Source organism: Sphingobium sp. RS1, from assembly GCF_056156825.1.
Genome location: NZ_JBLZXE010000003.1, coordinates 256848 through 269473, shown reverse-complemented (window position 1 = coordinate 269473; position 12626 = coordinate 256848). Strand labels below are relative to the sequence as shown.

The 12626-nt window shown below is 64.4% G+C and carries 15 protein-coding genes and 1 pseudogene; 4 read left to right on the top strand and 12 right to left on the bottom strand.

The window, feature by feature from the left end; translation table 11 throughout:
• Positions 1 to 7 precede the first annotated feature (7 nt).
• From ACNHGR_RS21235 to ACNHGR_RS21220, 4 genes are read right to left on the bottom strand one after another with little or no spacing between them, the layout of a single operon-like run.
• Positions 8 to 409 carry a nuclear transport factor 2 family protein gene (locus ACNHGR_RS21235; protein ID WP_475288762.1) on the bottom strand — a complete coding sequence of 134 codons (402 nt, stop codon included), beginning with the start codon at positions 407 to 409 and terminating at the stop codon, positions 8 to 10.
• Positions 406 to 771, bottom strand: coding sequence for a putative quinol monooxygenase (locus ACNHGR_RS21230; RefSeq protein WP_475288760.1), 366 nt, complete (start codon positions 769 to 771; stop codon positions 406 to 408). Before ACNHGR_RS21230 ends, ACNHGR_RS21235 begins: the two co-directional genes overlap by 4 nt.
• Complete coding sequence (locus ACNHGR_RS21225) at positions 772 to 1890, bottom strand: MFS transporter (protein ID WP_475288758.1); 1119 nt, start codon at positions 1888 to 1890, stop codon at positions 772 to 774.
• Entirely contained in the window at positions 1887 to 3545 is a 1659-nt protein-coding gene (locus ACNHGR_RS21220) for a GMC family oxidoreductase (protein WP_475288756.1), read from the bottom strand. Before ACNHGR_RS21220 ends, ACNHGR_RS21225 begins: the two co-directional genes overlap by 4 nt.
• Positions 3546 to 3824: 279 nt before the next feature.
• Between ACNHGR_RS21220 and ACNHGR_RS21215 the strand changes: the two are divergent.
• From ACNHGR_RS21215 to ACNHGR_RS21205, 3 genes and pseudogenes are all read left to right on the top strand, one after another.
• A pseudogene (locus ACNHGR_RS21215) lies at positions 3825 to 4587 on the top strand (IS5 family transposase).
• 88 nt (positions 4588 to 4675) lie between these two features.
• On the top strand, positions 4676 to 4999 hold the full coding sequence (locus ACNHGR_RS21210; protein ID WP_475288754.1) for a hypothetical protein: 324 nt from the start codon (positions 4676 to 4678) through the stop codon (positions 4997 to 4999).
• Positions 4996 to 5547 carry a hypothetical protein gene (locus ACNHGR_RS21205; RefSeq protein WP_475288753.1) on the top strand — a complete coding sequence of 184 codons (552 nt, stop codon included), beginning with the start codon at positions 4996 to 4998 and terminating at the stop codon, positions 5545 to 5547. The genes ACNHGR_RS21210 and ACNHGR_RS21205 overlap by 4 nt, the downstream gene beginning before the upstream one ends.
• Positions 5548 to 5581: 34 nt before the next feature.
• On the opposite strand, the gene ACNHGR_RS21200 is transcribed toward ACNHGR_RS21205, so the two are convergent.
• Genes ACNHGR_RS21200 through alr form a run of 3 tightly spaced genes read right to left on the bottom strand, consistent with a single transcriptional unit; the run spans position 5582 to position 8323 of the window.
• Positions 5582 to 5926 carry a RidA family protein gene (locus ACNHGR_RS21200; RefSeq protein WP_184272645.1) on the bottom strand — a complete coding sequence of 115 codons (345 nt, stop codon included), beginning with the start codon at positions 5924 to 5926 and terminating at the stop codon, positions 5582 to 5584.
• Between the two features lie 16 nt (positions 5927 to 5942).
• Positions 5943 to 7199, bottom strand: a complete 1257-nt coding sequence (locus ACNHGR_RS21195; protein WP_475288751.1) for a D-amino acid dehydrogenase — start codon at positions 7197 to 7199, stop codon at positions 5943 to 5945.
• A complete protein-coding gene (gene alr / locus ACNHGR_RS21190) occupies positions 7196 to 8323 on the bottom strand; it encodes an alanine racemase (RefSeq protein WP_475288750.1) in 1128 nt (375 codons plus the stop codon). The genes ACNHGR_RS21195 and alr overlap by 4 nt, the downstream gene beginning before the upstream one ends.
• A 121-nt stretch (positions 8324 to 8444) precedes the next feature.
• Here alr and ACNHGR_RS21185 point away from each other — a divergent pair, with 121 nt between their 5' ends.
• Positions 8445 to 8909, top strand: a complete 465-nt coding sequence (locus ACNHGR_RS21185) for an Lrp/AsnC family transcriptional regulator (protein WP_184272636.1) — start codon at positions 8445 to 8447, stop codon at positions 8907 to 8909.
• A 112-nt stretch (positions 8910 to 9021) separates the two neighbouring features.
• On the opposite strand, the gene ACNHGR_RS21180 is transcribed toward ACNHGR_RS21185, so the two are convergent.
• The 5 genes from ACNHGR_RS21180 to ACNHGR_RS21160 form a co-directional block, all read right to left on the bottom strand.
• Positions 9022 to 10020 (bottom strand): 4-hydroxyproline epimerase, encoded by a 999-nt coding sequence (locus ACNHGR_RS21180; RefSeq protein WP_475288748.1) that lies wholly within the window; start codon positions 10018 to 10020, stop codon positions 9022 to 9024.
• Between the two features lie 12 nt (positions 10021 to 10032).
• Complete coding sequence (locus tag ACNHGR_RS21175) at positions 10033 to 10947, bottom strand: dihydrodipicolinate synthase family protein (RefSeq protein WP_184272630.1); 915 nt, start codon at positions 10945 to 10947, stop codon at positions 10033 to 10035.
• A gap of 88 nt (positions 10948 to 11035) precedes the next feature.
• On the bottom strand, positions 11036 to 11434 hold the full coding sequence (locus ACNHGR_RS21170) for a hypothetical protein (protein WP_184272627.1): 399 nt from the start codon (positions 11432 to 11434) through the stop codon (positions 11036 to 11038).
• 31 nt (positions 11435 to 11465) lie between these two features.
• The gene (locus ACNHGR_RS21165; RefSeq protein ID WP_475288745.1) at positions 11466 to 12005 is read right to left on the bottom strand and encodes a hypothetical protein; all 540 of its coding nucleotides are present in this window, start codon (positions 12003 to 12005) and stop codon (positions 11466 to 11468) included.
• On the bottom strand, positions 12002 to 12571 hold the full coding sequence (locus tag ACNHGR_RS21160; RefSeq protein WP_475288744.1) for a hypothetical protein: 570 nt from the start codon (positions 12569 to 12571) through the stop codon (positions 12002 to 12004). Before ACNHGR_RS21160 ends, ACNHGR_RS21165 begins: the two co-directional genes overlap by 4 nt.
• Positions 12572 to 12626: the final 55 nt, after the last annotated feature.

The following is a 12626-nucleotide window of genomic DNA, read 5'->3' as shown; positions in this document are numbered from 1 at the left end:
CGAAATTTCAATATTCTTCGCTGTTCAAGACGGTAAAGCTGCGCGAGGAAAAGCCCCACCGCCCGTCCCGCTTGCGATATTCGTCACGATAGCAGCCCTGCACGCGCACCCGCTTGCCGTCCGCGGTGGTAGCGACCTCGCTGGAATAGGAGCGGCCGGTGGCACGATCACCGTCGATTTCGACCATACCCTGCGACACCATCATGACGACGAAGGGAAAGCCGGCCATCGCCTCTCGCCAGGCGGCGACGATCGCGTCGCGCCCCTGGACGGGCTCGGGATCGAACAATTGCCATTGCGCGTCCACATCCCAGGTCGCGCCCCACAGATCGGCGTCACGCTGGTTCACGGCATCGGCGTAGCGGGCGAGCACATCGTTTATGGCGACCCGGTCCTCGAAGATGCTCATTGCGCCGGTTCCGCGATGCGCACGCCGAAAATCTCTTCGCGGGGCACGCCGATCTCGTTGTAGACCGGCTCGACGCCATCTACGCTGTACAGCTTCACGTCGAAGCCGTTCATCGGGAAACTGCCCAGATGGTCGCGCATCGCCGCATAGGAAGGGTCACGGAAATGCTGGCCCAGCGCCTGGGGCGTTTCCCATTCCTCGAACACGTTGATGCGGGCGGGTTCGAGCGGATCGACGGCCCAGTCATAGGCGACGCAGCCCGCTTCCTGCCGGCTGGCGAGGATATGGTCGCGCCCGCCGCGGATGATCTCGCTACAGTCGCTGCCGTCGAAGGTCAGCCATCCGGCCACTATGATACGCATTCATTGCTCCTTTCGGGTGAGTGTGAGGGCGGCGAGCAGCAGGATGGCGCAGAGGAAGGCGCCCGCGCTGACCGCCACGACGCCGCGATAATCGTTTCTACCGATGGCCATCGACGCCAGCGCCGGTCCCAGCGCGACGCCACCGATCTGCGCCGTGCCGATGAAGATCGCCGAACGGCCGCTGGGGTCGAATCCCATGATCATCGGGATGTGGAAGGAGGGCGTGAACATCCAGATGAAGGCGATGAGCGCGGTCGCGGCGTAAAGCGCCCAGTCGGCCGGCAGCAGCAGGAGCATGGCCGCCCCTGCCCCGACCAGCGCGGCGGCGGCGGTCGTCAGCGCGCCGTTCCATCGGTCGGCGAGGCGCATCGCAGCAAGGCCGCCGACGATCTGGATGCCAATGCCCATGCTGATCGCTGTGCCGATGCTGGCATCGGAATGGCCGATCTGGCGGGCGAGCGGCAGGACATAGACCCAGGCCGAGAAGACACCGGACATGAACAGGGTAACCGCCAACAGGCTCACAAAACCGGCGACGGTAGGTCGTTTCGTACCACCATCGCCATTTATCGACGCGAATTGCTGCGGCAGGGCGAAGGCGAGCAGCAGTGGCACGGCGCTCAGCACCAGCAACGCGCCATAGCCGCCGGCCATGCCCAGTTTCGGGAGCAATATGGCCGTCATGAGCGAGGAGAGCAGAAACGCGAGAATTGACTGCGCCGTGACGTAAACGGCGAACAGCCGCCCCGGCGCCGCCGCCCGCGACAGCAGGCCGACCAGCATCCACAGGATGATGCCCGACGCGAACCCGTTGACGAAGCGGGCGACAATGATTCCCTGCGCCGCCAACAGGAGCGTGCTGCCGTTCGCTGCCAGCATGACGAGCCCGCACAGTGCCCCAAGTGCGCGCAGATGGCGCGGCGGTAGAAACGCACCCGCCGCCAGCGTGGCGGCGACCATCCCCAATGCTTCAGCCGTGGCCGCCTGTCCTACCTGAGGCGCAGCGATGCGGCCCGCGTCGAGCAGGGCGCCGAGCAGGATCGGCTGAAGCGCAGGCACGCAGCCTGCCACGACCGCCATGATGGTGATCGCAGCGACTTGGCCCTTGGTGAAGTTCACTGCGCCGCGCTCAGGATGATGTCGGCGGCGCGCCAGCCGACCGCCATGGCCGGCGCATTGGTATTGCCGGTGACGAGGTCGGGCATTACCGAGCAGTCGGCAACGCGCAGGCCGGCGACGCCGCGCACGCGCAGTTGCGGATCGAGCACCGATCGCTCATCGCCGCCCATGCGGCAGGTGCCGGTGCCGTGCAGGCCACTCGTGGCGAGGCGGCGGAAACTGTCCAATATGTCCGCGTCGCTCTCGACCGCCACGCCGGGTATCTGCTCCGCGCCCATGACCGAGGCGAGCGCAGGCTGGGCCATGAAGCGGCGCATATAGCGGACGGTGGCGATGGCGGCTTCGCGGTCGTAATCGGTGGTCAGCCAATTGGGGATAATCTGCGGATTTGCGGCGGGATCGGGCGATTTCACATGCACCTCGCCCTCACTGGTGAGGCGCAGCAACTGGCCGTAGATGGACATGCCTGGCTGCCTGTCGATTTCGCTGAGCGGCACGGGATGATTGTCGTCGCTGAGCGCGAAAGTGTAGGCGCTCATATAGAGTTGCAGGTCGGTGCGCTTGTCCGGGTGGGCAACGTTGACGAAGGCTCCGACCTCGAACGGCCCCATCGACATCGGCCCGCTGCGCGTCAGATAATAGCGCAGCACCGAAAGGATCAGCCCCAGCCCATAGAAGTGATGATTGATGCCGACAGGCTTGGTGAGGCGGAACGGCATGGCGAAGGCCAGATGCTCGCGCATGCGGCGGCCGACATCGGGGCTATCAACCAGGGTTTCGATGCCCGCCCTTTGCAGAACAGCACCGTTGCCGATGCCCGAACGCTCCAGCACCAGCGGGCTTTCGAGCGTCCCGGCGCAAACGATGACCTCACCCGCGGCCTGCTCGACCCAAATACCGCGTTCAGGGTGCGAAAGTTCGACACCCGTCACCCGCCCGGCCTCCATCAGCACGCGGCGGCACAGCGTCTGCGTCAACACGCTGAAATTGGGCCGCTTGCGCGCCTTGTCGATGAAGACCACGGCGCCGCTCTCGCGCCGACCCTTGCGGATATTATGGCTGTAATAGCCGATGCGGTCGCCGTCGATCTCGTTGAGATCGTCGGTCTTCGCCATGCCCATCTGCTGTCCGGCGGCGATGATATCGGCGGTCAGCGGATAGCGGAAATTCCCACCGGGGGTGATATGCACCGGACCACCCGCACCGCGTCGGCCGCTGGCGCCCAGGCCATGATCCTCCAGTGCCCGGAAGGCGGCGGTCATGCTCGCCCCGTCCCAGCCGGTGCAGCCCAGTGCGCCCCAGGCGTCATAATCGGCCGGCTCGCCCCGACTCCAGATCATGCCGTTGACGGCGGAGGAACCGCCCAGACCCCGGCCCCGGATCCAGACTTCGGGAACATTGCTGCCCGGCAGGCGGGGCTGTTCGACCTGATAGGCCAGCACATGCTCGGGCCTGGTCACGACCTTGGCGATGCCCTTGGGCATGGCGATGAAGGGGCTGCGATTTTCGCCACCGCCTTCTACCAGCAGCACCCGATTGACCGGGTCGCGGGACAGGCGTTCGGCCAGGACTGATCCGGCCGATCCTGCGCCGATGACGATATAGTCCCACATGCCGTCCCGCTCCTGCATCTTATGGTCGCGGGCGCTGCGCATCGGGGCGTCAGCCCATCAATGCCCCAGACTTGAACCGCGCCATTCTTGCGACAATGTTTCAGAATAGGGATGAGAGGACACGCTATGATTTCCGATAGCTGCGATCGGATAGGCGATGATGCCAGTGTGATCACGCGGACGCCCTGCTCCCGTACTCGCGCAGTTGGGTATTGATATGGTTGCTAGTGTCATGACCCATTGATATGATTGGGTTTGTATGATCCAGGCTCCGTGAGGAGACTGGATTTAAGCGACCTATATTGGCTGACGGACGAGCAGATGGCGCGGCTTGAGCCGTATTTTCCGAAGAGTCACGGCAAGCCCCGTGTTGACGACCGCCGGGTATTGAGCGGGATCATCTTTGTGAACCGCAATGGGCTGCGCTGGCGCGATGCACCCAAAGACTATGGGCCGCACAAGACGCTTTACAACCGCTGGAAGCGGCAGGGCGATAAAGGCGTATTCCTGCGGATAATGGAAGGTCTGGCTGCGCCCCAGGCATCCGAATGCAAGACGGTGATGATCGACGCGACCCCGGCCTTCGCCGGGGCCGGTTCTATCTCAAGGCCCACCGCGCAGCATCGAGCCTTGCGGTAAAAAGGGGGGATGCGGGCCGCCTGATTGGCCGCACGAAAGGCGGCATGAACACCAAGGCTCTCCTGAGCTTGTCGAAGGGCTTCATGCCTTGACGGATACCAATGGTCGGCCGATCAGCTTCTTCATGACCGCAGGTCAGGTCAGCGATCATATTGGCGCGGCGGCCTTGCTGGACGAACTTCCCAAAGCCCAATGGCTGCTGGCGGATCGTGGTTACGACGCCGACTGGTTCCGCTATGCCTTGCAGGAAAAGGCTATCACCCCCTGCATCCCGGGCCGGAAATCCCGGAACAAAGCCGTCAAATACTACAAACGCCGCAACCGCATCGAGATCATGTTCGGACGCCTCAAGGACTGGCGGCGGGTCGCTACACGCTACGATCGGTGCCCAACCGCCTTCTTCTCCGCCATCGCTCTCGCCGAAACCGTCATCTTCTGGCTCTGATCAACGAGGCCCGACCCTAGCGCTGGCGGTTTTCCTGCTGTCGATCGGCGCGAGCGCGGTTTCCATCCTGTTCGAATCCTTCGCCCCGTTGCTACTGGGCCGGATCGGCGCAGCGATCGGGTTCGGCATCCTGACCGTGGTGCCTTATGCCGCCGCTGCACGGTTGCCCGACGCGCAAAAGGCCCATGGCTATCTGTTCACCGGCGGCGCCATCCTCAGCTTCCTCGTTCTGGCCGCTCTGCCCGTCATCCATGCGCAGGTGCAACATTCCTTTCCCTTTATCGCCTATCTCGGCTTTGCCATCCTCATGACGCCCTTCGTCCTGATGCTGCCCGCCGACGCGGGTGTGACGTCCAGTCGACCGCTGCCGACAGCGCGGACATGCAGCAATCCAGGTGGCGAAAGACCATGATCCTGTCGGCCGGCTTTGCGGTACTGGCGATTTCCTTCCAGGGCATATGGGCCCTCTTCTACACTCTGGCCGCCAAGGTCGGGCTGGGGACGTCGCAGATCGGTGTCATCATGGCCCTGACCACACGCCGTTCGATCGGGGGCAGCTTGCTGACCAGCAGAATGAGCAGGCTGCTCGGCCGCAACGGCTTTGTCTATCTGGCAATTTGCGGCATCAGTGGCAGCCTGCTCGCCATGCTCTATGTGACCGCGATCCTGCCCTTCGCCATCTTCGGCTGCATCGTGATGTTCCTGCTATTCGCCTTCTATCCCGCCGTATTCGGCATAGCGGCGCAGATCGACGAAAGCGGGCGCGGCGCGAGTTTCCTGCAGCGGGCTGGCATGCTGGTCGGAGCCACCGGGCCGTTTCCGGCCGGCATGCTGTTCGATGCCAACCAGATCGGGCTGCTGACCGTGGCGGTGATCGTTCTGGGCGTGGCAGGGCTGGCAATTTTCGCGGCGACACTGCGCCTGTTGCCGCAGCCGTCTGGTCAGGCGCTGGCCGGATAAGGCGGCGCCACGATGCGCCGCCTTCCATGCCTCATCAGGCGCGCGCGGCGGTGATGATGATTTCGACCTTATAATCGGGCGTGGCCAGCTTCGCCTCGCCCGTCGCGCGGGTCGGCGCGGCGACATCGGCGATCCAGCCGTCCCAGACCGCGTTCATTTCCTCGAAATCGGCCATGTCGGCCATCCAGATGGTCGCGCGCAGGATATGCGCCTTGCTGCTGCCGGCCAAGCCCAGCAGGCGCTCGATTTCCGCCAGCGCGCTCTTCGTCTGTTCGGTGACGCTTGCGCCCTCGCCGACTTGCCCCGCCAGATAGACGGTGTCGCCGTGAATGACCGCCTCGCTCATGCGCGGGCCGGTTTCGATGCGGGTGATGGTCATGGGATCTCCTTGAATATCAGTTGCGATAACGCGACAAAGCCAGATCGCCGCTCTCGATCGCCGGCTTCCGGCCGCTGATGATGTCGGCGATGACATGGCCCGATCCGCAGGCCATGGTCCAGCCCAACGTGCCATGGCCGGTGTTCAGGAACAGATTGTCGATCTTCGTCGCGCCGATCACCGGCGTCGAATCCGGCGTCATCGGCCGCAGACCGCTCCAGAAGGTCGCGCGTGACAGGTCGCCCGCACCGGGGAAGAGCGTGCCGACACTATGGTCCAGCGTATCGCGGCGTGCCTGTGGCAGATCATTGGTATAGCCCGACAGTTCGGCCATGCCGCCCACCCGGATGCGATCGCCCAGCCGGGTGATCGCCACCTTGTAGCTTTCATCGAGCAGGGTCGAAACCGGTGCGCCCGCTTCCTGCACGATCGGCACGGTGATCGAATAGCCTTTCACCGGATAGACCGGCAGGCGCAGGCCAAGCGGTGCGACCATCAGCGGCGAATAGCTGCCCATGGCGACCAGATAGGCGTCGCCGATCACCGGCCCTTCCGCCGTATCGACATGGGCGATGCGACCGCCTTGCGTCGCCAGCCCCCGGATCGTGCGGCCCATCAGAAACTGTACGCCCCGCGCTTTCGCCATCTCGGCCAGCGCGTTGGTGAATTTGAAACAGTCGCCCGTCTCGTCATTGGGCAGACGCAGCCCGCCGACGATCGACGCAGCGCTGGCGGCAAGGCCCGGCTCGGCGGCCAGGCATCCGGCGCGGTCCAGCACCTCGAACGGCACATTGTCGGCGCGCAGCACCTCGATATCCTTGGCGATGCCGTCCATCTGCTTCTGCTCGCGGAACAGTTGCAACGTGCCCTGGCTGCGCTCGTCATAGCTGATGCCCGTCGCTGCGCGCAGCGCGATCAGCCGGTCGCGGCTATGTTCGGCCAGCCGCACCATCCGCCCCTTGTTGATGCGATAATCGGCAGCGTTGCAATTGCCCAGCATCGCCACCAGCCAGCGCAGCATCGCCATATCGACCTTGGGCCGCAGGATCAGCGGCGCATGCTGCATGAACAGCCAGCGCAGCGCCTTGGCCGGGATGCCCGGCGCCGCCCAGGGGGATGCATAGCCCGGCGAAATCTCGCCTGCATTGGCGAAGCTGGTTTCCTGCGCCACACCGGTCTGGCGGTCGACCACGACCACCTCATGCCCGGCTTCGGCCAGATACCATGCCGATGTGACGCCGATCACGCCACCGCCCAATATGACGATCTTCATGCCTTGATGCTCCCCATGTCGGTCGTCACCGGCTCGGGCAGATAGGTGCGCGCATAGCGGCTGCCGAGGCGGGTCAATATTTCATAGCTGATGGTACCGGCCTGCGTGGCGACGGCGTCGATCGTCTGGTTGGGACCGATCAGTTCGACCGGCGCACCGGGATAGAGAAGATGGTCGGGCACGTCGGTGACGTCGATCGCCATGCTGTCCATCGACACCCGGCCAATCACCGGCACGCGGATGCCGCCGATATAGGCGCTGCCCCGGCCGCTCAGATGACGCGGCCAGCCATCGGCATAGCCGACCGAGAGGGTGGCGATGCGCGAGGGTCGCGTGCAGCGATGGGTCAGGCCATAGCCCACGCCCGCGCCCGCCGGCACCTGCCGCAACTGCATGATATAGGCGTCGAGCGCGACCACGGCCGCCATCGGGTTGGGATCGCCATGCGGCGCCCCACCATAAAGGGCGATGCCGGCGCGGACGATGTCGCCATGCCGCACGCCATGCGCCATCGCGCCACCCGAATTGTCGATCGAGCGCGGCACGCCGGGAAATTGCGCCGCGATGCTGTCGAACAGCGATCGCTGGTCCGCATTGGTCTGGTCCGACGGATCGTCGGCGCAGGCCAGATGGGTCATGACCAGTCGGACATCGATGCCGTCCAGCAGCGCCGGCTGTGCATGCAGGGTCGCCAGTTCCTCCGGCGTCAGGCCAAGGCGCGACATCCCGCTATCCACTTGCACCACCCCCGGCAGCCTGTGTCCCAGTTCGCGCGCCAGCGCCGACCAGCGCTCGATCTGCACCAGCGCATTGAGCACCGGCACGGCGCCCAGCCCGGCGCATTCCGCCTCGGCGCCGGGACGCAGGCCATTCAGCACATAGAGGGTGGCGTCATGGGGCAGATGCGGTTTCAGCGCCGCCGCCTCGCACAGATGGGCGACGAAGAAATGACGGCACCCGGCATCCAGCAAGGCCCGCGCCACCGGCACCGCGCCCAGGCCATAGGCATCGGCCTTCACCACGCCGGCAACCTGCGCCGGGGCGACGCGATCCGCGATCAGCCGGTAATTGGCCAGCAACGCGCCCAGATCGATGCGCAGGTCGGCCGCAGTTCCATATTCCATCGCCATCCCCTTCCGATAACCGCCAGGCTATCCGACGTTTCTGCGAATAGGCTACCGAAGTGCGCGACTTTATTCGAATATGCCGCCATATGGGACAGGATATTTCAAGAGATTCGCATATATGGCCAACAGCCTAGACAATGCCGACCGCGCCATCCTGCGCCTGCTGAAACTCAATGCGCGCCGCTCCAATGCGGAGGTCGCCGCCGAGGTTGGCCTGTCCCCGTCTGCCTGCCACAGGCGTATTCGCCAGCTGGAAGCCGAAGGCTATATTCGCGGCTATACGCTTGTCACTGGCGGGCGGGATGATGGCGCGATGGTCAATGTGCTGGTGCAGGTGACGCTCGACCGGCAGACGGAGGATTATCTCTCCCGCTTCGAACATGCCGTCCGCCAATGTCCGGAGGTGCGGGAATGTTTCCTGATGACCGGCGCGGTCGATTACTGGCTGCGGGTGGAGGTGGACAGCGTCGATGCCTATGAACGCATCCATGGCGAGATCTTGTCCCGCCTCCCCGGCGTGACTCGCATCAACAGCAATATCGCGATGCGCGACGGCCTGCGCCCCCGGCGCGGCAAGGCGTAAAGCATATACCCTCGTCATTGCGAGCGTAGCGAAGCAATCCATAGGAGCGCCCTTGGATTGCTTCGCTACGCTCGCAATGACGGAAATGCGGGAGGCGCAAGCCCCCGTCCAATCACTTCACCTGAAAACCGGCCCAGAAGCTGTCGGCCTGGTCGATCCAGATGGTGTTGAAGCCGGTCGCGATCGCCGATCCCTCGATCGACGGGATGATCGCGGCTTCCCCGCCCAGTTCGACCGCTTGCTCGACCCGGCCGATGAAGCGGCTACCGATATAGCTTTCATGGACGAAACGGTCGCCCACGCTCAGCCGCCCCGACGACGCCAGATGCGCCAGCCGCGCCGACGTGCCGGTGCCGCACGGGCTGCGGTCGATCGCCTTGTCGCCGTAGAAGACGGCATTGCGGCCATCGGCGCCGTCGCCACGGGCCTTGTCCGCCCAGAGGATATGGCTGACCCCCCGGATGGTCGGATCGATCGGATGCACCGGCTCGTACTTCTCGCGAATCGCCGCGCGGATGCGACCGCTCAACTCGATCAGGCGGGCGGCACCCATGTCGTCCAGCCCGGTGTAAGCGCCCTGCGGCTCGATGATCGCATAATAATTGCCACCATAGGACACATCGACCGTCAGCGGCCCGATGCCATCCACATCGACTTCGATCCCCGTCGCCGCGACATAGGCGGGGACATTGGTGATGCGCACTGCCGTCACCTTCTGCCCCTCCGTCTCATAGGCGATGTCGATCACCCCGGCTGGCACCTCGACCTTCAGCCGGCCCGGCGTCGTCGGCACGATCAGTCCATGTTCCAGGCCAAAGGTGATGATGCCGATCGTGCCATGGCCACACATGGGCAGGCAGCCGCTGGTCTCGATGAACAATATGCCGATATCGGCATCGGGCAAGGTCGGCGGATAAAGGAAGCCGCCCGACATCATGTCATGCCCGCGCGGCTCGAAGCACAGGCCGGTGCGAATCCAGTCGAACCGGGTCAGGAAATCCTGCCGCCGTTCCGACATGGACGCGCCTTTGAGCAGCGGGGCCCCGCCCGCGACGAGGCGGACGGGGTTCCCGGCCGTATGGCCGTCGATGCAGAAGAAGGTGTGACGCATCGCCGCTCCCTATCAGGCCGCAGCGGCGACAGACAGGTCCGGACGGGTCGCAGCGGCCTTTTCGACCATCGCGATCACTTCGGCGCGGCGTTCGCCCTGCAACACATAGCGCGGCGGCAGAACACGCTCGGACCCACGGCCCATCACTTCTTCCGCCAGCTTGATCGACTGGACCAGATCATGTTCGGCGTCGAGGTGCAGCAGCGGCATGAACCAGCGATAGATTTCCATCGCCTTGGCATGGTCGCCCCGCTCGAAGGCGCGAACCAGCTCGACCGATTCCTTGGGGAAGGCGTTGGTCAGGCCGGACACCCAACCCTGCGCCCCCAGATACAGGCCTTCCAGCGCGACATCGTCCAGACCCGCGAACAGCGTGTAGCGATCGCCGAACGCATTGCGGAAATCGGTGAAGCGACGGGTATCGGGCGCCGATTCCTTGACCGCCACGATATTCTTCACATCCACCAGTGCAGTCAGCACCTCCTGGTCGATCACGGTGCGATAGGCCGGCGGGTTGTTGTACAGCATGATCGGCAGGCCGGTCTGGTCGGCAACGCCCTTGAAATGGGCGACCAGTTCATGCGCCTTGGGCACATAGACCATCGGCGGCAGCAGCATCAGGCCATCGGCGCCGGCCTTTTCTGCGGCCTGCGCATAGCGCACGGCACGGCGGGTATCATATTCCGATACGCCGGTGATGACCGGCACGCGGCCGTCCACGACTTCGACAATGGCGGAAAGAACGCTGACCTTCTCGTCATATTCCAGCGAGTTGTTTTCACCCACCGTACCCAGCGCAATCACGCCGGTGACGCCGTCCTTGACCAGATCGTCGACCACGCGCTGCGTGTCGGCGAGGTCGATCGACAGATCCGCACGCAGCTGCGTGGTGACCGCCGGGAACACGCCCTTCCAACCAATTGCCATATTCGTTCTTCCTGCTTCTTAGCGTTAATCTAAATATCGTATACGATATTACGTTGGCGGTTGCAACGGACTTTTTGCACTGCGGCAATCATTTGTTATCGCTAGCATCCGGCACCGGATCATCGACATCGCCGCTGAATGGCGCAAGATGGTCGATCACGCAGATCGGCCCCGGAATCCGGCTGGGCATGATGACCGCGCGGACCTTGTCCCCCTCGCAATAGCCTGCGCCCGTCGTCTCCACGACGGCGGTGGCAAAGGGGGTGAGGCCGGGGCAGGAACCGCCCTTGAAGACCGCGACATAGGATCGCTTCCGGTCCGGCTGGCCCCGGAAATAGAGCCGGCCATCCTCGCGCACCACCGGGGCGGCGACCCTGCTTTGCATTACGCAACGCCGGTCCGGCGCCGCTTCGCCGGCGATCGCGGCCGATGCGGTGGCCAGGCCGATACCTGCCAGCAACAGGGCGGTAATTCCGGATCGAGTCATGATGCCCTTGTCCTTTCCTGCCTTGCCGCGATCAATCATCGGGCAATGTCACGGTCACGGCCAGCGCCCCGCTGTTGCCGGCAAAGCCGACATCGTTGAACCCCATCACCAGTCCTGCGGCCTGATCCGGGATCGTGACCCGTGCGCCCTTCCCCACCGCAAAGGGGCGCCCCATCAGCACGCCCTGCGCATCGACAAAGGCCGCCATCAGCGCATGGCGATGATTGGGATAGAGGATCTTGGGCGCATAGAGGCTGGGATAATATTTTCCGCCCTCGCCCGGCTGGTCGTCGACCGCCTGATCCTCCAGCCCTTCCGGCCCGACTTCCCGACCGCCGACCTGCGTCGTCGCGCCATCGGCCACCATGATCGCGATCTTTTCGGCGGTGTCGTTGACGAAACCGCTGACCATGGCCGGCGGCCGTTCGTCGCCCTTGCCGTAACGCATCTTCTTGTTGGCCTTGTTCAGCCAGGGACCGGATCGCGCATCGACGCTCAGGCTGACCTCCTTCGCCGCCACCGGGACGGCGGGTATCAGCAGGGCGGTCGCCAGCAACAGGCCTTTCATCATTGCGCCTCCTTATCCTCCACGATCACGCGGGCTTCGGGAATGTCGACGGTCACCGACAGGCTACCAGCATTGTCGGCATAAATATCGTCATTGATGCCCAGCGAAATGCCCATCGCCCCGGCCGGCACGCTCACCGCCGCCGCCCGCCCGATCAGGAAGGGCATGCCGACGATCCGGCCATCCGCGTCGATAAAGGCGCCGAGCAGCGCGTTCAGCTTGATCGGCCGGGCCGCCCGATCGACATAATGACCGGGAAAGACGACGCCCGAATTGCCGATATTGTCATCGGCCACGAAATCCGCCTGTCCGTCCGGGCCGATGGTGATGCCGCCCGGGATCGTGGTCGTTTCGCCGGTGGCGGAAAAGCGGACCTTCGCGCCCTCGAACAGATGCTGGCCCGCGATCATCACCGGGCGGCTGCCATCGCGCCGACCAAAGCTCTTCTTGCCATTGACGCCGGGGTTCCACGGCATCGCGGTCGCCGGCACCGTGACCGCGACCTCCTTCGCCTGCACCTGACCTGCCATCATGACGGTCAGCGCCAAAACTATCGGAACTGCACGCACGCCTTCGCCCTTCCAAGAAAAAGCGGCCGTGACGACTATTCGCCACGACCGCTTA

What these genes read in the sequence shown, in the direction of transcription:
- ACNHGR_RS21205 (WP_475288753.1), top strand. Translation starts at nt 4,996, where the DNA reads ATGATCCTGTCGGCCGGCTTTGCGGTACTGGCGATTTCCTTCCAGGGC.
- ACNHGR_RS21170 (WP_184272627.1), bottom strand. Translation starts at nt 11,434, where the DNA reads ATGACTCGATCCGGAATTACCGCCCTGTTGCTGGCAGGTATCGGCCTG.
- alr (WP_475288750.1), bottom strand. Translation starts at nt 8,323, where the DNA reads ATGGAATATGGAACTGCGGCCGACCTGCGCATCGATCTGGGCGCGTTG.
- ACNHGR_RS21180 (WP_475288748.1), bottom strand. Translation starts at nt 10,020, where the DNA reads ATGCGTCACACCTTCTTCTGCATCGACGGCCATACGGCCGGGAACCCC.
- ACNHGR_RS21235 (WP_475288762.1), bottom strand. Translation starts at nt 409, where the DNA reads ATGAGCATCTTCGAGGACCGGGTCGCCATAAACGATGTGCTCGCCCGC.
- ACNHGR_RS21200 (WP_184272645.1), bottom strand. Translation starts at nt 5,926, where the DNA reads ATGACCATCACCCGCATCGAAACCGGCCCGCGCATGAGCGAGGCGGTC.
- ACNHGR_RS21230 (WP_475288760.1), bottom strand. Translation starts at nt 771, where the DNA reads ATGCGTATCATAGTGGCCGGATGGCTGACCTTCGACGGCAGCGACTGT.
- ACNHGR_RS21195 (WP_475288751.1), bottom strand. Translation starts at nt 7,199, where the DNA reads ATGAAGATCGTCATATTGGGCGGTGGCGTGATCGGCGTCACATCGGCA.
- ACNHGR_RS21175 (WP_184272630.1), bottom strand. Translation starts at nt 10,947, where the DNA reads ATGGCAATTGGTTGGAAGGGCGTGTTCCCGGCGGTCACCACGCAGCTG.
- ACNHGR_RS21185 (WP_184272636.1), top strand. Translation starts at nt 8,445, where the DNA reads ATGGCCAACAGCCTAGACAATGCCGACCGCGCCATCCTGCGCCTGCTG.
- ACNHGR_RS21165 (WP_475288745.1), bottom strand. Translation starts at nt 12,005, where the DNA reads ATGATGAAAGGCCTGTTGCTGGCGACCGCCCTGCTGATACCCGCCGTC.
- ACNHGR_RS21220 (WP_475288756.1), bottom strand. Translation starts at nt 3,545, where the DNA reads ATGCGCAGCGCCCGCGACCATAAGATGCAGGAGCGGGACGGCATGTGG.